The 17,096-nt window shown below is 44.9% G+C and carries 18 protein-coding genes; 11 read left to right on the forward strand and 7 right to left on the reverse strand.

Annotated elements, in window-relative coordinates:
* The first annotated feature begins 286 nt into the window (after positions 1-286).
* Entirely contained in the window at positions 287-1,054 is a 768-nt protein-coding gene (gene tatC, locus QUA01_RS06135; RefSeq protein ID WP_333088407.1) for a twin-arginine translocase subunit TatC, read from the forward strand.
* A 169-nt stretch (positions 1,055-1,223) separates the two neighbouring features.
* Here tatC and QUA01_RS06140 read toward each other — a convergent pair whose 3' ends face one another.
* Both QUA01_RS06140 and QUA01_RS06145 read right to left on the reverse strand, forming a co-directional pair.
* Positions 1,224-1,532, reverse strand: coding sequence for a carbon dioxide-concentrating mechanism protein CcmK (locus tag QUA01_RS06140; protein WP_106149684.1), 309 nt, complete (start codon positions 1,530-1,532; stop codon positions 1,224-1,226).
* Positions 1,533-1,874: 342 nt separating this feature from the next.
* The gene (locus QUA01_RS06145) at positions 1,875-2,192 is read right to left on the reverse strand and encodes a DUF3067 family protein (protein ID WP_194009313.1); all 318 of its coding nucleotides are present in this window, start codon (positions 2,190-2,192) and stop codon (positions 1,875-1,877) included.
* Between the two features lie 206 nt (positions 2,193-2,398).
* Here QUA01_RS06145 and petC point away from each other — a divergent pair, with 206 nt between their 5' ends.
* From petC to QUA01_RS06185, 8 genes are all read left to right on the forward strand, one after another.
* The gene (gene petC / locus QUA01_RS06150) at positions 2,399-2,941 is read left to right on the forward strand and encodes a cytochrome b6-f complex iron-sulfur subunit (RefSeq protein WP_333088026.1); all 543 of its coding nucleotides are present in this window, start codon (positions 2,399-2,401) and stop codon (positions 2,939-2,941) included.
* 158 nt (positions 2,942-3,099) lie between these two features.
* The gene (gene petA, locus QUA01_RS06155) at positions 3,100-4,089 is read left to right on the forward strand and encodes a cytochrome f (protein WP_333088029.1); all 990 of its coding nucleotides are present in this window, start codon (positions 3,100-3,102) and stop codon (positions 4,087-4,089) included.
* Between the two features lie 232 nt (positions 4,090-4,321).
* Positions 4,322-5,173, forward strand: a complete 852-nt coding sequence (locus QUA01_RS06160; RefSeq protein WP_333088031.1) for an alpha/beta fold hydrolase — start codon at positions 4,322-4,324, stop codon at positions 5,171-5,173.
* Between the two features lie 61 nt (positions 5,174-5,234).
* On the forward strand, positions 5,235-5,705 hold the full coding sequence (psbQ, locus tag QUA01_RS06165; RefSeq protein WP_442921529.1) for a photosystem II protein PsbQ: 471 nt from the start codon (positions 5,235-5,237) through the stop codon (positions 5,703-5,705).
* A 155-nt stretch (positions 5,706-5,860) separates the two neighbouring features.
* Positions 5,861-6,913 carry an NAD(P)/FAD-dependent oxidoreductase gene (locus QUA01_RS06170; RefSeq protein ID WP_333088036.1) on the forward strand — a complete coding sequence of 351 codons (1,053 nt, stop codon included), beginning with the start codon at positions 5,861-5,863 and terminating at the stop codon, positions 6,911-6,913.
* A gap of 51 nt (positions 6,914-6,964) precedes the next feature.
* The gene (locus tag QUA01_RS06175) at positions 6,965-7,447 is read left to right on the forward strand and encodes a hypothetical protein (protein WP_333088039.1); all 483 of its coding nucleotides are present in this window, start codon (positions 6,965-6,967) and stop codon (positions 7,445-7,447) included.
* A gap of 26 nt (positions 7,448-7,473) precedes the next feature.
* Positions 7,474-7,623 carry a hypothetical protein gene (locus QUA01_RS06180; protein ID WP_333088040.1) on the forward strand — a complete coding sequence of 50 codons (150 nt, stop codon included), beginning with the start codon at positions 7,474-7,476 and terminating at the stop codon, positions 7,621-7,623.
* Positions 7,624-7,724: 101 nt separating this feature from the next.
* Positions 7,725-8,555: a HEAT repeat domain-containing protein gene (locus QUA01_RS06185; protein ID WP_333088041.1), complete on the forward strand. Its 831-nt coding sequence runs from the start codon at positions 7,725-7,727 to the stop codon at positions 8,553-8,555.
* Positions 8,556-8,576: 21 nt separating this feature from the next.
* Here QUA01_RS06185 and QUA01_RS06190 read toward each other — a convergent pair whose 3' ends face one another.
* Positions 8,577-8,906: a hypothetical protein gene (locus QUA01_RS06190; protein WP_333113915.1), complete on the reverse strand. Its 330-nt coding sequence runs from the start codon at positions 8,904-8,906 to the stop codon at positions 8,577-8,579.
* Between the two features lie 274 nt (positions 8,907-9,180).
* Here QUA01_RS06190 and QUA01_RS06195 point away from each other — a divergent pair, with 274 nt between their 5' ends.
* Complete coding sequence (locus QUA01_RS06195) at positions 9,181-9,807, forward strand: HEAT repeat domain-containing protein (RefSeq protein WP_333088043.1); 627 nt, start codon at positions 9,181-9,183, stop codon at positions 9,805-9,807.
* Here QUA01_RS06195 and QUA01_RS06200 read toward each other — a convergent pair.
* Both QUA01_RS06200 and QUA01_RS06205 read right to left on the reverse strand, forming a co-directional pair.
* Positions 9,796-10,089: a DUF2103 domain-containing protein gene (locus QUA01_RS06200; RefSeq protein WP_194009322.1), complete on the reverse strand. Its 294-nt coding sequence runs from the start codon at positions 10,087-10,089 to the stop codon at positions 9,796-9,798. The two genes, QUA01_RS06195 and QUA01_RS06200, sit on opposite strands and share 12 nt — an antisense overlap.
* 100 nt (positions 10,090-10,189) lie before the next feature.
* Positions 10,190-10,660, reverse strand: a complete 471-nt coding sequence (locus QUA01_RS06205; RefSeq protein WP_333088045.1) for a response regulator — start codon at positions 10,658-10,660, stop codon at positions 10,190-10,192.
* Positions 10,661-11,012: 352 nt separating this feature from the next.
* Here QUA01_RS06205 and QUA01_RS06210 point away from each other — a divergent pair, with 352 nt between their 5' ends.
* On the forward strand, positions 11,013-11,339 hold the full coding sequence (locus QUA01_RS06210; RefSeq protein WP_194066796.1) for an antibiotic biosynthesis monooxygenase: 327 nt from the start codon (positions 11,013-11,015) through the stop codon (positions 11,337-11,339).
* A gap of 440 nt (positions 11,340-11,779) precedes the next feature.
* On the opposite strand, the gene QUA01_RS06215 is transcribed toward QUA01_RS06210, so the two are convergent.
* Positions 11,780-15,145 (reverse strand): response regulator, encoded by a 3,366-nt coding sequence (locus QUA01_RS06215; protein WP_333088046.1) that lies wholly within the window; start codon positions 15,143-15,145, stop codon positions 11,780-11,782.
* Between the two features lie 681 nt (positions 15,146-15,826).
* Positions 15,827-16,909: a class I fructose-bisphosphate aldolase gene (locus QUA01_RS06220; RefSeq protein WP_194009326.1), complete on the reverse strand. Its 1,083-nt coding sequence runs from the start codon at positions 16,907-16,909 to the stop codon at positions 15,827-15,829.
* Positions 16,910-17,096: the final 187 nt, after the last annotated feature.

Raw genomic sequence — 17,096 nt, forward strand, 5'->3', positions numbered from 1 at the left:
TGCACCCATCGCCGATGATTTAGAGGCTGTCAGTAACTTAGAAGACGAAGCAGTTAGCGAGGAAAATAGCATTGCACTCATCGCCGATGATTTAGAGGCTGTCAGTAACTTAGAAGACGAAGCAGTTAGCGAGGAAAATAGCATTGCACCCATCGCCGATGATTTAGTGGATGTCAGTAACTTAGAAGATAAAAAAGTTAGAGCTAAAAATAGCATTGCATCCATCGCCGATGATTTCGAGGGTGTCAGTAACTTAGAAGACAAAGCAGTTATCCCGGAAAATAACATTGCACTAATCGCCGACAGTTTTCTGGGTTCCCGCAACCTAGAAAACGAATTTTTAGACGAACTTCCTGACGAAGTTGAAATGTCTTTATTCGACCATTTAGAAGAATTGCGACAGCGACTTTTCTACTCGCTAATTGCCGTAGCAGTCGCTGTAGTTGGTTGCTTTTTAACAGTTAAACCGATCGTACAATTGCTAGAAGTACCCGCCGGGCCAGTCAAGTTTTTGCAACTAGCTCCCGGCGAATATTTCTTTGTTTCTATCGAAGTGGCGGGATATAGCGGTTTGCTAATTGCAAGTCCGTTTATTTTTTACCAGATAGCGCTGTTTGTACTCCCCGGCTTGACTCGCAAAGAACGTCGGTTGCTAGGACCCGTGTTTTTGGGATCGAGTTTCTTATTTTTGGGCGGGTTAGTATTTGCTTATATTGCTCTGATTCCGGCGGCGCTCAACTTTTTTGTTAGCTACGGGGCGGATGTTGTAGAGCAGTTGTGGTCGATCGACAAATACTTTAAATTTGTGCTCTTGTTAATGTTCAGCACCGGCTTAGCTTTTCAAATCCCGATCGTTTTAGTATTGCTGGGCGTTTTGAATATTGTTTCGTCCAAGCAAATGCTATCGGGCTGGCGCTATGTAGTGTTGGGAGCGGCTATTTTGGGAGCGGTGTTAACACCTTCTACGGATCCTTTAACGCAAAGTCTTTTGGGAGGTGCGGTGCTGGCTTTGTATTTTGGCGGTGTTGGTTTTGTGAAGCTTTTGGGGCGGTGAGGGCTCGAAAGTTTCTGGTTTGTTGGGCTGGGGGCGGGTTGTACTGAAAATATTTCTCGCTCATAAATGCGATCGACTCGCCATTAAAAAAATATAGAGATGCGATCGCCCGCGCCTCTATAATTACTAAAAGTTAAAACTCCACACCAAAGTTTTGTCAAAACTTTGTCTACATTCGGAACTGTTCGACTTCAGGTGTGTAGCCGATCGGCAAAATATAATCGAGATTCTCGTGGGGACGAGCAATTATGTGATAGGAAAGCAACTTTCCGCCATCGACCTTTTTAACTGATTCAATTCCAGCAGCAACGGCTGCTTGCACTTCAGAAATATCTCCTCGAACTATAATTGTCCAGTAGGCGCGGGTTATCTTTTCATAGCGAACTAAAGTAACTCGGGCTGCTTTCACCATTGAGTCTGCAACTTCTACGGCGGCGGGAAATCCTAAGACTTCAACCATTCCAACTGCAACACCCATTACAACATTCTCCTAAATTTCACAAGATATCTGAGGTTCATTGTATGTGAAAGTGTTGACAGAAAATGGTTCGGATGATTTTGGTCGGCTAGAAACCCGGATCGCCAAAAAAGCCGAGGCTGGCGAGCTCTAGAAGCGATCGCGCTGAAAGATGGTTCGGATTTAACTCGCAGCATCTGTGTTTTGCTTTAACGCCGTGGGATCCGCGAGCGAACTGTATAATATTTCGGAGCGGAGACAGCACTACCCAAAAAATGCTTTGCGACAAAAATAAAAATGAAATGCTCCCTGTAACTGGATTTGATATGACTGACAACAGTCAACTGACAACGGACAACGGACTCAAAACTCGTCAAGCAACCACTCCGAGGCTCTTTCGCCCAAATCCAGGGGGATGCTGACAGCTTTGCCCAAGCGCGGGCGATCGCGAGTAGTCACAATGTATTCTCTCACCTGTGCCGTGCTGCCCCAGCCGTTGAGGTAATTCGCCACCGCGTCCAAATGCTCGAAATAATCAGCCTCCGTCATCGGAAAAGACGCTTGTTCCAAATATTTCCACATCACCTGCACAAAAATCTTGCCCCGCGTCCGCCGCAATCTGATATCGTAAGACTTTCCCCATTTTTCTAGGAGTAGCTGGTGTAAATCCTTGCCCGTCATGGTTGCTCCTGAGTGAATCTCTTAAACAATAAAAGACAAAGTTCAAAAAATGTAATAATACTCTAATAAAGGCTGGAAGGCGCATTATTCAAAGGAATTTTCGCTGCCTGAAGTTGGTGCGAGCAGATTGGCTGCGACTACGCCAGTTATCTGCACGTACAAATTCCCTAACAAACAAACGTAACTTAAAACCGTAAAGGCAGGTCATGGCTCAATCTTCTGCTGGAAATCCCGATGTCCCCGATATGGGGCGTCGCCAATTTATGAATTTGTTGACGTTCGGTACAGTCACAGGTGTGGCACTGGGCGCACTCTATCCCGTTGTCCAATATTTTGTTCCTCCGTCGAGTGGGGCTGCCGGTGGCGGTGTCACGGCTAAAGACGCCTTGGGTAACGACATCATCGTTAGCGAATATTTGGCTTCCCACCCAGCGGGCGATCGTACCTTGGCCCAAGGCCTCAAAGGCGACCCCACTTATCTGGTGGTGGAAGAAGACTTATCTCTGGCCGATTACGGCATCAATGCAGTCTGCACTCACTTGGGTTGCGTCGTGCCTTGGAATGTTAGCGAAAACAAGTTTATCTGTCCTTGCCACGGTTCTCAATACAACAGTGAGGGCAAAGTGGTACGCGGCCCCGCGCCTTTGTCTCTGGCCCTGGCCCACGCCACTGTCGCAGATGACAAGATTGCTTTTACCACTTGGAAAGAAACTGATTTCCGCACCGGCGAAGAACCTTGGTGGTCTTAAACAATTTTGGATTTTAGATTTTAGATTTTAGATTGGGGTCAGCGGTGAAAATCAAAGATAATTTCATCCCTAAAACAGTCTAATAATCCCAAATCCAAAATTCAAAATTCAAAATCTAAAATTCACGCATTGTCTGACCTTTGAGATTGAATACTCTAATGCCACAAACTAATTTATCTGCGATAGTTCGCCGCAGTGTCGAGACGATCGCCAAAACTGCTTTAATTGCGATCGTCGCCGCCGGATTTTTTCTCACCAGCGACATCGCACTTCCTCAAGCAGCATTTGCTTATCCTTTCTGGGCCCAGCAAACAGCACCCGCTACTCCCCGCGAAGCCACCGGTCGCATTGTTTGCGCTAACTGTCACCTAGGTGCAAAACCGACAGAAGTTGAAGTACCGCAATCTGTTTTGCCTGACACAGTTTTTGAAGCTATTGTCAAAATTCCCTACGATGCTAACGTGCAGCAAGTTGTCGGTGACGGCAGCAAAGGCGGCTTGAACGTAGGCGCAGTTGTGATGTTGCCCGAAGGTTTCAAGATTGCTCCCGCTGACAGAATTCCCGAAGAAATGAAGGAAAAAGTCGGCGATCTTTACTTCCAACCTTACAGCGAAACCCAAGAAAATATTATTTTAGTGGGCCCGCTGCCAGGTGAACAATACAAAGAATTGGTATTCCCAGTTTTGTCGCCAAATCCCGCAACTGACAAGTCCGTTCACTACGGCAAATACCTAATTTATGTCGGTGGCAACCGCGGTCGCGGTCAGGTTTATCCTACAGGCGCTAAGAGCAACAATACTGTTTATAATGCTTCGGTAGCTGGCAGTATTTCTAAAATCACCACACCTGAAGATGGTGGTTATGAAGTGACAATCCAACCAGCAGAAGGTGCAGCGGTTGTTGATACAATTCCTGCTGGCCCAGAACTGATTGTTACCGAAGGACAAACAGTGGCAGCCGGCGAACTTTTGACGAACAATCCTAATGTGGGCGGCTTCGGTCAAAAAGATGTGGAAATTGTGCTGCAAAGTGCAGGTCGAGTTAAAGGATTGATGGCTTTTGTGGCTATAACCATGCTGGCTCAAATCATGCTGGTTCTCAAGAAGAAACAGGTCGAAAAAGTTCAAGCTGCTGAAATGAATTTCTAAGCGGGACTTTAATTATTTGGGTAAGGTACTCTAGAGCGCGTCTAAATCATTTGTACAAATATGTAGGGTACTGTCCCCGTGCCTACCTCCAACGCCAGGAGGGCAACCACGGGGCCAAGACTCCCTACAAGAATTACACAATTGATTTAGATGTGCTTTGTACACACCCAACTATTAGGTAAGTAGGGCGGGGAATACCCGCCTTATTCTTTGATAAATAATCAGTAAAATAATGTCAATAGATGAGAAAACAGTTGAAGTAGGCCCGCTAAAATGGTTTTATCGGGAAACAAATCCGGTTAACGAAAGTGATAAGCCGCCGGTGCTGCTGCTGCACGGTTTGCCGTCCCAAAGCTTTACCTGGACTGCAATCATGCCGGATTTGGCTGCTGGGGGATTTCGAGCGCTAGCGCCGGACTGGGTGGGCTACGGGCGATCGACCAAACCGGACAAACGCGACTTTGCTTACACTCCAGATGCTTTTGTAACCGCCCTGGCTGGCTTTATTCAAACTTTAGAAATAGACCGATTTTCCCTCGTAGTCCAAGGATTTTTAGCTTCGGCGGGCATTCAATACGCTTTGCAAAATCCAGATAAAATAGAACGTTTAGCGATCGTAAATACACCAGTTTCCGCCGATATCAAATTGCCTTGGAAAATGCAGCAGTTGGGACTGCCTTTTATTGGCGACATGATGACGCAAGACCCGCTTTTGGTAGACAGAACCCTCGAAGGCGGTTGTCGCAAAATCATATCAGACAGCGATTTAGATGTTTACCGCCGCCCGTTTTTGAAGAGTTCGGATGCGGGGCGATCGCTAATGAATACAGTCCGCAACATTCAATTACCGCAGTCAATGGCAGAAATTGAATCCGGCTTGCAAGAATGGACGCGCCCAACTTTATTTGTGTGGGGTTTGACCGATCCTTGGCTGAGTGTTGAACCCGCTCAAAAATTAGTCAGTTCCATGAAAAATGCCGAGTTAGTCACACTAGAACAAGCGGGGCACTATCCCCAAGAACATTGGTCGGAAAAAGTTGGCGAAGCTCTGATAACTTTTCTGCGACGTCAGGAGGTAAAATAATATTTTGTACCTAACTCTCGGTGCCTAGGGTCGGTGTCCCCGTACCCGCCCGCAACGAGAAATCACAAATCAAAAATCAAAAATCGATATGACTCGTCCCCGTTCATTTTTTGCCTTGATGATGGCGTTTATGATGGCATTTCTGGTTAGTTGCAGCAGTGTCGAAGCCAAAGTTCCGACGACTTACACAGCAGCCCAGATCCAGCAAATTCAGCGCTATGCTCCTACCCTGACAGAATTCCGATCGCGCATGGATAACCTAGGGAACCTAATTCAAAACAGAAATTGGATTGATACCATAACTTACATTCACGGGCCTCTAGGCGACTTGCGTAACACCATGAGAGCCGTCTCAGCCACTTTGTTACCCAAATCTCAACAACAAGCTGTTGATTTGACAAAGAGTTTGTTTGCTGATTTGGTAAACATTGACAGCGCTGCTAAAGCGAATGACAATGCGAAAGTTATCGCTAGTTATCAAACAGCGGTGAATCATTTCGAGAATTTCTTGCAGCTAATTCCTCAAGACTAATTACTTTAGTTTTTAGGTGCGCGCTGCACACCGAGATGGTGCGTGCAGTTATTGTAGGGTGTGCGGTGCGCGCCCTACGAAAAAATTATATAAATTCTCAAGTCTAAAATCTAAAATCTAAAATCTAAAATCTAAAATCTAAAATCTAAAATTGAATGGTTCGCGTTGCAATTATTGGTTGCGGTATTATCGGGGCATCGATCGCCTTTGAACTAAGTAAATTCCCCGAACTCAAAGTCACAGTATTCGACAAACAACCGCCGGCACTGGGTTCTACAGGTGCGGCCCTCGGCGTTTTGATGGGAGTTATCAGTCACAAAACTAAGGGTAGAAATTGGCAGTTGAGGGAAAGCAGCCTTCAGCGCTACGAAACTTTAATTCCTGAATTAGAAGCAGTTACGGGGCGAAAAATTCCGTTTAACAAACAGGGAATTTTGATGCTTTGTGGGGAGGGAGAGGATTTAAGTAAATGGGAAAAACTAGCAGCAATTCGCGAATCTCAAGGTTGGAAATTAGAACTTTGGGATGTGCAACAAGTGCGCGATCGCAATCCTCACTTATCTGTCAACAATAACATAATTGCTGGGATTTATTCGCCGCAAGACCGGCAAGTCGATCCGACGGCGCTAACTTTGGCTTTGGTGGATGCTGCTGAACGCAATGGCGTAATTTTTGAGTTTGGAGTGGAAGTTGAAGGGGCCGCGATTGCTGCTAGTGGCGAGTTCGATCGACTAATTATATCCGCTGGCTTAGGTTCTGCGACAGTCACTGCATCCTTAAATCAATTAATTGACATTCGCCCGGTGTTGGGACAAGCGCTGCATTTGCGGTTAAAAAATCCGTTAGGAAACCCAGATTTTCGGCCCGTAATTACTTGCGACGACGTTCACATTGTACCTTTGGCAAATCAAGAATTTTGGATAGGCGCGACGGTGGAATTTCCCGAAAACGGCGGGGAAATTCAGGCGAATGCTGATATGTTAGAAAAAGTGATGGCGAGGGCGATATCGCTTTGTCCCGCCTTAGCCGAAGCTGAAATTCTCAGAAAATGGTCAGGATTGCGCCCGCGCCCGGAAAAACGACCGGCCCCAATTATCGAGACGCTTCCGGGTAACAGCCACGTTCTGATCGCCAGCGGCCACTACCGCAACGGTGTTCTGCTGGCCCCTGCAACCGCGCGATCGATCCGAGAAGCAATTTTGCAATAATTAACAAATGTTAATACAATCAATAAAGCAATTCATATTTTACCTCAAAAGATGTCCGACAAACCTTTAGGAAAACCCCGCTCCTTGTGGCGAGTGATTTTGCTTTCTGCAGTCAGTTTGCTGCTATATTACGGCTGGTATAAATGGATTATCCAAGAAGAATTGCGCCGCTATAACGGCACTGGTTGGTCGGGGACTCTTTGCTTGCTGCCCTTTGTTTTAGGAGTAGCCGTTCCCCAAGCTTTGCGAATTTTTGACCCCGACGTTCCCGGATGGTTTGGTTGGTTTTCCTTCGTAGGAATTGCTTGGATTTACATCGTGCAGTTCAAACTTTACAAGACAGTTAACGAACTTTACCGCCAAGAAGGAATCAAAGAACCCTTAACAGTTTGGTGGATTTTTGTCCCTGGTTTAAATTTAATTGTAGGGTTGCGGCAAATTCACTTTTTGAGCCAGTTCTGGGCGAGAAAACAGGGAATTGAAGTTAAGGACAACTTAGCAGAAAGCATTCCTTTTTTATCAGCTAATGCTTGATCGAGCAAGAATTGCTGGATTTGTGTATGTGTAGGGGTAGTGCCAAGATTGTCTACCCCCAGCATCAAGAGGACGATTCCCTAGGGGATAGCTACCCTTGGGTAACGCGATCGCGATCGCCGCGCATGGGGGTTTCCCCTACAAGAATTACACAACGGATGAACGAACTGCTATAGTTCTTTTGCCCTGATTGTGAAATGTTGGGTTTTACCTTTTTTTTGTAATTCGCCAACAGTCTTTTGAAATCATCCCCGAGTTTTCTTAATAACTAACGATTATGAATTATGACGAATCCGACTCACCGGCGGGCGTAGCTGACGGCGAGTCTTTAACAGTAGAACAGGCGATCGCAAATTTGCACTCCCAAGACTACAGTCTCCGGTATTACGCTGCTTGGTGGGTTGGCAGATTTCGAGTCAAAGAACCGGCGGCGATCGCAGCTCTTATTGATGCTTTGCAGGAAGAATCAGAACAAACAAAAATTGGCGATTATTCCCTATTGCGAAATGCGGCGCGGGCGCTGGGTAAATTGGGCGACAAACAAGCCTTACCGGCGCTGATTCGGTGTTTGGAATGTGCGGATTATTACGTGCGGGAAGCGGCGGCTCAAGCTCTAGAAATGCTGGGCGATATCGATTCCATTCCGTCGCTGATGAAACTCTTAGATGGGGGCGTGGCCAGGGCCGTGCGAGTGGCTGGTAAATCGCACTTGGTGCAGCCTTACGACTCGGTAATTGAAGCTTTGGGCACGCTGCGAGCGACAGAAGCTATACCCCTAATTGCACCTTTTTTAGAGCATTCTGTGGAGCGGGTGCAGTACGCTGCGGCGCGGGCGATGTATCAGTTGACTGGCGATCGCATTTACGGAGATCGCTTGGTAAGGGCTTTGAATGGGGATAATTTGCAGTTGCGGCGATCGGCTTTGATGGACTTGGGGGCGATCGGCTATTTGCCGTCAGCGCCAGCTATTGCTGAAACTTTAGCAGAAAATAGTATGAAATTGATTGCCCTCAAAGGAGTTTTGGAACATCACCTCGATCGACAAGAATCACTATCTTTGTCAGATGAAGCTATCCAAGTTATGAACTTAATGGATAGTCTTTTGTAAATAACCCCGGTAACTATTAACTTAATTGTTAATACCCAATCCGAGCGCTGTTTTCTTAGTAACTTCTAGGGAGGCACATATTAGCTGTTCCCCAAATTTCTTCACTTGCTCAACTAAAATATCTCCAGCACTTTCGGGGGAACCAGCATTAAAAGGTGGCGTGGGATTGTATTCTAAAAGTAACTGAATCATTTTGGCCGTTTCCTCGCCGCAGAGCTTGCCGGCAAGCACCAATCCAAAATCGATGCCAGCAGTTACGCCGCTTCCTGTAATCCGATCGCGATCGACAACAACTCTTTCGGTTCCAACTTCAACAGCATTGCTAGCTGGTCGCGAAATGCCCAATGGCAAGCAGCGCGGTATCCTTGAAGCAGTCCAGCAGCAGCGTTGGCTCTCGCACCGAGATGATAGCGCGACTTTAAGAGTTTTTGAGTGTATCTGCAATATTCCAGGACTTACACATCAAGACCAAAGAAACCGGGTTTTTTACATAATCTGCGGATTACAGCGAAGAATTTTCGCAAAAAACCCGGTTTCTGGCCATCCGTGGATCAGCCCTATATTCTTAAAATCAAAAATCTCCACTCTAAAATTTTGTGTAAACTGTTGTAAATTATATAAATCAATGGCATTAGAACTAATTCGCGCAGTCGAACAAGCAGATTCTTCCGAAGGCTTGTTAAACGCAGTCAAAGCACTGGCGGAGGCTCCTTCCAAAGAAGCAATTCCTACCTTAATTACAGTCCTCGGCTACAACAACCCCGGCGCCGCAGTTGCCGCCGTTGACGGGCTGATTCAACTCGGAGAACCCGCCGTACTCCCGCTTCTAGAACAGCTTGACGGCTACAATTACGGAGCGAGGGCTTGGGCTGTTCGAGCTTTGGCGGGAATTGGCGACCCCAGAGGTTTAGAGATTTTGCTCGATGCTGCGGCGAATGACTTTGCTTTGAGCGTGCGGCGGGCGGCGGCTAGGGGTTTGGGGACGATTTGCTGGGAACTTATGCCCGCAGAACAAGTTTTAGATGCTCAAATTCGCGCAGTAAAAACCCTGCTGCAAGCGTCCCGAGACCCGGAATGGGTGGTTCGCTACGCAGCAGCGGGGGCTTTGCAAGCTTTGGCGGTTGCTGCGACTGTTCAACCGGATTGGTTAACGGAAGTTTTGGCCCAACTTGAGGAAATTGCCCAAAGCGATGAAACTTTAGCAGTTAGAGCTCGCGCAGTGCTTGCTAAGAAAAAATTGTCACCTGGCTAGGGTTTGGGCGATCGTCTCTTCCAAGTCCCCTTGACTGAGAGTGGTTAATATAAAGACTTCTTGTACGGTTTTGCCCTGTCTGGCAATGATTTTAAATCCCCCCCGGATGGGTACTGACACTCTTAATGTCATGCGGGGGATGTGTCCTTTAACTTTGTTGATGACCCCTGGCGTAACAGTTTGAATGCCTATTTTTAGGGTGAGGCGCTCTAAAATTGGTATCAAACCGGGAAGGTGGGTAGAGTGATTCCAAACTAGGCGGCCTTTAGATTGTGGGTTCATGACTTTTGTACCAAATTCAACATACCCAGTCTAAGTCACCTCTGGCTGGAACCAATTTGAAATTCCCTCAACTTATGTATCAAGAACGTTACAGTGCCTGTCATTGAGAGCAAAGCGACGCCATCTCCAGCCGATATTTTTGATTCCGGGTGCCCAAGCTGAGATTTTCTTTACCAGAATTGTCCTGTACTTTTTGATGTTTTGGGTTGGTAATTTTCGGTTTTTCTAGTTGAGTTGCGATCGCTCGGAACATTTCTGTGGCGCTGCAAGGTTTCTTGAGATAGCCGTCGGCTTTGAGTTCGATCGCTTTTTCTATTTCTGAACCCGTCATAAAAATAAACGGAATGCTGGCGGTTGCAGGGTGCGATCGCAAAATCGCGAAAACTTCCAAACCGTTGAGTTCCGGCATCATCACATCAGACAAGATTAAATCGGGAATTTGGGCGATCGCTAACTGGATACCGACTTGTCCGTTTTCTGCGCCTATAGCTTCAAAACCGTGCAATTGCAAGAGTTCTATAACGGTTGCTCGGATAAAGTTATTGTCTTCAATTACTAATATTTTTGGCATTTATTTTAGTTGCCTCTCTACTTTATTTGTCTTGATACCTGATAATCTTTGCAGGTAAATTTTGTAAATTCAATAGGGTTATTGCAAAAAACCGCTTTTTTCGGGTAAAGCGCGATCGCAGCTAGGTGCAGTATCTCATCAATTCGCCGCTGGGATGAGCGCGCCACTCCAAAAATCACTAACCTGTTGCGGTATTTAGATTAAATTTTTAGGGCACCGCTCAAAGCAACGCCCCACTCCTTGTTTCCAGAAACATATTTGTTAAAACTAGACGCGCACCAGCTTATTCACAAATTTCGGGCGATCGGGTAAAATATAACCTGGTGTATAGCGATTTATTCAGGAACAGGATATGTCAGAATTTTTAGACTTTCTCCGACATCAGTTTGCCTACGTTGCCCTTGGCGAATTTAAACCAGGAAAATTCAAAGAAGCAGAAGAACTTTTTGAAAAAGCCGTTGCCACATATGCTACAGGTTTTAAGGGAGCGTACCTGCTGCAATTGCCCAATACAGACAAAGGTATTGCCATCATTTTTTGGGAAAGTGTAGAAGAGATGACCGCCAATCAAAGCGAAGCATATCAGGAAATATTGAAGCAGATGACTCCTTTGTTCGCCAAAATTCCCGACACAGATATTTACGAAATAGTTAGTGAAATTAAGCCGAAAAGTGCATAATTAAAAATTAGGCAACTGGCGCATCATTCCCATTCCCATCGGCATTTTTCGCCCTACTCCGCTGTCAAGTGCAAAATCTGCTAAACTATTATTTGCTTGATAGTAATCGGATCAATATAGCGGTTATCAAGCATTGTGAGGTATGCCCTATGCCCGGTTTGGCCTATGCCACATAGTACCTCCTATGAGAGCACAGAAAGGCTATATAGAAATTAGAGTCGATCTTATGTAGGAAAACGGGCCGACTGCATCCGGCGGGGAGCTAGGCAAATAAAAAATTATTTGTCTAATACCATTTTTGTAAAGATGTGCTATTGATGAAGTCTTAGCCCTGCCGAACTCGCGGGGGCTAATATCTAGCGCTACTTTATGAAATTTGTCTAACATTAATCATTGTAGCAAGACTTATTCACATTTCCATTACATTTTTGGAACTGCAATTACTTAAAATCTAAATCTGCCACACCTTCCCATCCTTCCGGCACTTCATATTGTTGATATTGCTGACAGCGTTTTACGTAAAGTAGAGCAGCCCTATCCTCATAGTTTATAACTAATATCTCTTCAAATATTGATTGAGCTAGGGCAAAATCTTGACAACTGTAAGCCCTGATTCCTTCCTCAAAAATTGCCTGAGTCTGAGTCTTTAACTGGTTAGACAATCCGAGTTCTTCATCATAAACTTCATAAACAGCAACCGATTCAGTTTTCCCTTTCACCCTCACTCTATCGAGAAAACGGGACTTAAAATTTGGTAAACCTTCCAGCCGAGATAGAGTATGTTCGCTAATCAAAATTCCCACTCCGTACAGCTTCGTTAAGCCTTCCAAACGAGAGGCCAAATTAACAGCATCAGCAATCACCGTCGTATCCATGCGTTCTGATTCGCCAACGGTTCCCAGCATTAAATTGCCTGTATGCAAGCCAATACCTATAAAAATCGGAACCTCACCTCCCAGTTGCCGCTGTTCGTTGTACAGTGCTACTTGTTTCTGCATCGCAATTGCAGCTTGCACAGCATCATTAGCTGACTCAGGAAACAGCGCCATAATCGCATCGCCAATATATTTATCAATAAAGCCTCGGTACTGCCGAATAACTGGGCTGACTTGACTGAGATAAGAATTAATAAATTGAAAATTTTCTTGAGGTGTCATCGCTTCTGACAGAGTTGTAAATGAGCGAATGTCAGAAAACATTACCGTCATTTCTTGCTGTACTTGGTCGCCAATTTGAACATCAATAATACTTTCCTTTCCTAAAAATTTGAGAAAATTGCGCGGCACAAAACGCCCGTAAGCTGAAGTTATTTTTGCCAGAGAAATATGCGTTCTGATGCGGGAAAGCATTTCTTGTTTTTGAATCGGCTTCGATAAATAATCATTAGCTCCCGATTCAAATCCCTCCACAATATCTGCCACTTGATTTTTCGCAGTCAGCATCACAATCGGAAGTTCATAAGCTGGAAACTGCTCGCGGATTTTTTGACAAACTTCATAACCGTTCATGTGCGGCATCATCAAGTCTAGCAAAATCAAGTCAGGAATAAAACCGCCTTCCATTACGGCCAATGCCTCTTGTCCGTTACTAGCTTCTGTAATGGCGTAATTGTACAGGGAAAGGTTATTGATGAGTACCTGACGGTTAATGGGTTCGTCATCAACAATCAAAACTTTGAACTGTTTTTCATGATTTATTGTCAGCGGTAACTCTTCGACCACTATTGGGATTGCTAACTCGTAAATCTGATTTTTTTGAAGCTCAGCAGACGGCTTGGATTCAGTTTCGACAGTGGAAATAGGCAAGGTAAATGTAAATTGCGAACCTTTCCCTAGTTGAGACTCAACCAGAATTTTACCGCCATGCAATTCAACCAATTTTTTGGTGACAGCTAGACCCAATCCTGTACCGCCATATTCTCTGGTGCTAGCTCCTTCTGCTTGTTCAAAAGATTCAAATATTCTCTCAAATTGACTTTCGGCAATGCCAATTCCCGTATCAGAAATTGTCACAGCCAAGAGAGAGTTTGTAGTTTGTGATTTTGGGAAATTTACTGCCGATAGCTGAGGCTCGATAACCACTTTTGCTGACACTGTTACCGTTCCTGACAAAGTGAATTTAATCGCATTACCCACAAGGTTGTGCAAAATCTGTTGCAGGCGCTCTTCATCGGCTAAGGCGGAGGGAAATTCCGCAGGAATCGAGTTGATTAATTGCAATTTTTTAGCCGCAGCTAGGGGTTTACTCATGGTCAAAATTACATTGGTTACTGCTCGTAAGTCTACGGGTTTGAGTTGCAGTTCCAAATTTTTGTGCCTCAATTTAGAGAAGTCAAGAATATCGTTGACTAAATTAGACAAACGCCTACCGCTGGAGACAATTAAAGTGAGGTTAGCTTGAGTTCTTTGGGGAAGTTCTCCGGTTGCTCCGTCAATCAGGGATTCAGCGATGCCAATGATGCCGTTGAGGGGTGTGCGGAGTTCGTGAGATGTGTTGGCAAGGAATTCATTTTTGAGTTGATCAAGGTCTTTTAAGTCTTCATTTTGCTTTGCTAGGGCGGCAAAAGATTCTTGAAGTTGTCTTGCCATGCTGTTGAATGAATGTGCTAGTTGTCCGATTTCAACTATCCTGCTGAGCGGGACGTGCTGCTCTAAGTTTCCCGTGGCAATTTCTGCGGATGCTTGAGAAAGTTTAAGCAGTGGTTTCGCAATCCAGGCAGCGGTGAAAATACCGATAATAATTGCCACAATTAAAGTTACAATACATAGCAGGATCGTAGTTTGGTTATTGGCATCAATTTCTGCTGTAAAGTCTGATTCGGGGACAACTACGATAACTAACCAATCTAAAATACCTAATTCATCTCGAAAAGGGGCAGCTTGCAGAAAATGTTTCTCGCCGTCGAGCAGAAATTCCATCTGCTGAGGGGTATTTATTTTATTTAAATTTCCAAATTGCTCGAATAAATATTGAGTTGTTTTTCGGGTTAAATGGTCGCTAATTTTTTCGGCGTGAAGACGCTCGGTTTTACCGCTGGCAGCAACTGTAAAAGGTTTGTTGATTGTGGAGCTAGCAACTAAAAGTCCGCTGCGTTCGACGATGAAAATTTTCCCTGATTTGCCAACAGTGAAACTGTGCAGGAAGTCGCTAATTTGTCCGAGGGAAATATCGGTCAGAAAAACGCCCTGAAGTGTTCCTGTACTGTTGTAGAAGGGGTAGACTGCTGAAAGGTCTAGCCTGTCACCTAAAGCGGAAGTATCTATGGCGCTCCAAGTTGGGCCGCCGGCCCGGACAGCAGCTTTATACCAATCGCGAGTTCGAGCATCATAATTGGGTTTTTCTCGAATTAATTTGATGCGATTGCCTTGATTGTCAACTGCATATCTGCGGATGGCGTTACCAGTTGTTTCGTTCGCTATTACTGTGTAGCCTTCTGGTTTATTAGTGCCTACAAATTCTCCTTTTGGATTGGCAAAGGCGATGGTTCCAATATTAGGATTAAGGGATTGGCTTTGCTGCCAAAAATAGCCTTCTATTTGCTTAAAATTGGTGGGGTCGAGTAACTTTTGCCGAATTGTATTGATGTGAATTTGCTCAATTAAATGAGGTTTAGCTAAGTAGCTTGTTAGGTGAAGTTGGACGCGGGCTACCACTTCACGCCGCAACTGGCTGGCAACATTGTTGACCGCTTTTTGTCCGTTGCGGAAGGATAGATAGCCCACTAGCCCAACCGCTACAAAAATTTGTATTACGAAAGGAACGACGAGGGTGGCACGGAGGCCGAATTTGCCGGGATTATTACTCATAAGGGGGCGCGATCGACAAATGTGAGGCTAAAGGGGGTATAATCCATTATTACAAAAATTCATTTTTGAAGAGATACAGTTAGGGTTATAGGATTTTAGTTGGAAGAATTGAGAATTAATGATTAAGCTTGTGGTTGAGAGTTGACCTAGAGTTGCATTGTATTTTAGATATGCTATTATTTTGGTAGCGAGTTAGAAGGTAGAGGGAATCACAAATAAAAATTTATGCCTTCTATTTTATACTTACAAAATCTCTAAGATCCGAGCAATTTAATAAAAATTGACAATTTACAACTTAGTAATTGCAAAGTTTAGATTTTTTTGGGTAAATTTAGTATAAGTTATTTTAACAAAATCGGTGCATTGTAGGGGCTTGATGAAGATATGATTTGGTTTTAAACAAGGCTGTGGGGTATTTTAATACCATCTTGACAAATTGTTGCTACGGTTATTAATCCTATATAAATTATCTGTTATATCGTGTTCGGTTGCATCGGAATGATTTAACCGCAGAGAACACAGAGTACACAGAGTCCGAGAATATATATCTGAATTATTCCGATGCTACCGAATTTGATATCCTATCGTGTTCGATCTACGATCGCAACAAAAAGGGTCTGCACTACGAACCGGATAGCATCGGGTGCGCTGCACACCCTAATTTTAATAGGCTGTGAATGTTTAGGCGATCGCAATTTCGGACGACAAATAAACGTCTTGAATGGCGTGGAACAATTTTACGCCTTCTTCAAAGGGACGCTGAAAAGTTTTGCGGCCGGAAATTAAGCCGCAGCCGCCAGCGCGTTTGTTGATTACTGCGGTGCGAATGGCTTCGGCAAAATCGTTTTTTCCCGAAGCACCGCCGGAGTTGATTAAACCCATTCTTCCCGCATAACAGTTGAGCACTTGATAGCGTGTTAGATCGATCGGGTGATCCGTTGTCAAATCGGAATAAACGCGCTTGTCGGTTTTGCCGTAACTGTGGCCGCTAGCTTTAGCAACTGCTGCGTAGCCGTTGTTGCATTCGGGCAATTTTTGCTTGATGATGTCAGCTTGAATTGTCACTCCTAGGTGATTTGCTTGAGCTGTTAAATCCGCTGCTAAGTGATAATCTTTGTCTTGTTTGAAGATATCGTTGCGGAGGTAGCACCACAGAATTGTTGCCATTCCGTATTCGTGAGCTTGGGCAAAAGCTTGACTGACTTCTTGGATTTGTCGCGTCGATTCTGGGGAACCAAAATAAATTGTTGCTCCGACTGCAACTGCTCCTAAATTCCAAGCTTGTTCGACGGAAGCAAACATTATTTGGTCGGCTTGATTGGGATAAGTCAGTAGTTCGTTGTGATTTAGTTTGAGAATGAAAGGAATTTTGTGGGCGTATTTACGAGATACGCTGCCCAACACTCCTAGGGTGGTGGCGACAGCGTTGCAGCCTGCAGAAATTGCTAGTCTGATGATGTTTTCGCTGTCAAAATAAATGGGATTTGGTGCAAAAGAAGCGGCTGCTGAGTGTTCGATTCCTTGGTCTACTGGTAGGATGGATAAATAGCCGGTATTCGCCAAGCGTCCGCTAGAATAAAGTTGCTGGAGCGATCGCAAGACTTGAGGAGATCGATCGGTTTGAGCGAAAATGCGATCGACCCAATCCGGGCCTGGCAGGTGCAACAAATCTTTAGAAACTTTTGCTTGATGGGTGAGCAAGTCTTCGGCTTCGTCGCCCAGCAAAGATGCGATCGCACTGGGAACTGATACTGTAGCTGTCATGCTGATTGCCCTCTCAATTTCAATTTCAGGCTGATGATTGCAGATATTAGCCTTGCTGATATTGTAGCAAACAATTCATATTTTCGATCCAGGCAATTATCAGCCAAGTTTTTAATAAGATTAGAGACAACAGCAGCGGGACGCGCTACTCTAGAATAAGCTGGCAGTTTAGCTTTCCTCGCTGCTG

This window comes from Microcoleus sp. S36a_B3 (genome assembly GCF_036700745.1).
In the GTDB taxonomy this organism is placed as follows: Bacteria; Cyanobacteriota; Cyanobacteriia; order Cyanobacteriales; family Microcoleaceae; genus Microcoleus.

Bases quoted from the DNA above. Each gene is read 5' to 3' on its own strand.
- QUA01_RS06210 (WP_194066796.1), top strand. From the start codon at position 11,013: ATGTCAGAATTTTTAGACTTTCTCCGACATCAGTTTGCCTACGTTGCC.
- QUA01_RS06180 (WP_333088040.1), top strand. From the start codon at position 7,474: ATGTGTAGGGGTAGTGCCAAGATTGTCTACCCCCAGCATCAAGAGGAC.
- QUA01_RS06170 (WP_333088036.1), top strand. From the start codon at position 5,861: ATGGTTCGCGTTGCAATTATTGGTTGCGGTATTATCGGGGCATCGATC.
- QUA01_RS06160 (WP_333088031.1), top strand. From the start codon at position 4,322: ATGTCAATAGATGAGAAAACAGTTGAAGTAGGCCCGCTAAAATGGTTT.
- QUA01_RS06195 (WP_333088043.1), top strand. From the start codon at position 9,181: ATGGCATTAGAACTAATTCGCGCAGTCGAACAAGCAGATTCTTCCGAA.
- QUA01_RS06175 (WP_333088039.1), top strand. From the start codon at position 6,965: ATGTCCGACAAACCTTTAGGAAAACCCCGCTCCTTGTGGCGAGTGATT.
- QUA01_RS06215 (WP_333088046.1), bottom strand. From the start codon at position 15,145: ATGAGTAATAATCCCGGCAAATTCGGCCTCCGTGCCACCCTCGTCGTT.
- petC (WP_333088026.1), top strand. From the start codon at position 2,399: ATGGCTCAATCTTCTGCTGGAAATCCCGATGTCCCCGATATGGGGCGT.
- QUA01_RS06200 (WP_194009322.1), bottom strand. From the start codon at position 10,089: ATGAACCCACAATCTAAAGGCCGCCTAGTTTGGAATCACTCTACCCAC.
- petA (WP_333088029.1), top strand. From the start codon at position 3,100: ATGCCACAAACTAATTTATCTGCGATAGTTCGCCGCAGTGTCGAGACG.
- QUA01_RS06145 (WP_194009313.1), bottom strand. From the start codon at position 2,192: ATGACGGGCAAGGATTTACACCAGCTACTCCTAGAAAAATGGGGAAAG.
- QUA01_RS06185 (WP_333088041.1), top strand. From the start codon at position 7,725: ATGAATTATGACGAATCCGACTCACCGGCGGGCGTAGCTGACGGCGAG.
- QUA01_RS06140 (WP_106149684.1), bottom strand. From the start codon at position 1,532: ATGGGTGTTGCAGTTGGAATGGTTGAAGTCTTAGGATTTCCCGCCGCC.
- QUA01_RS06220 (WP_194009326.1), bottom strand. From the start codon at position 16,909: ATGACAGCTACAGTATCAGTTCCCAGTGCGATCGCATCTTTGCTGGGC.
- QUA01_RS06205 (WP_333088045.1), bottom strand. From the start codon at position 10,660: ATGCCAAAAATATTAGTAATTGAAGACAATAACTTTATCCGAGCAACC.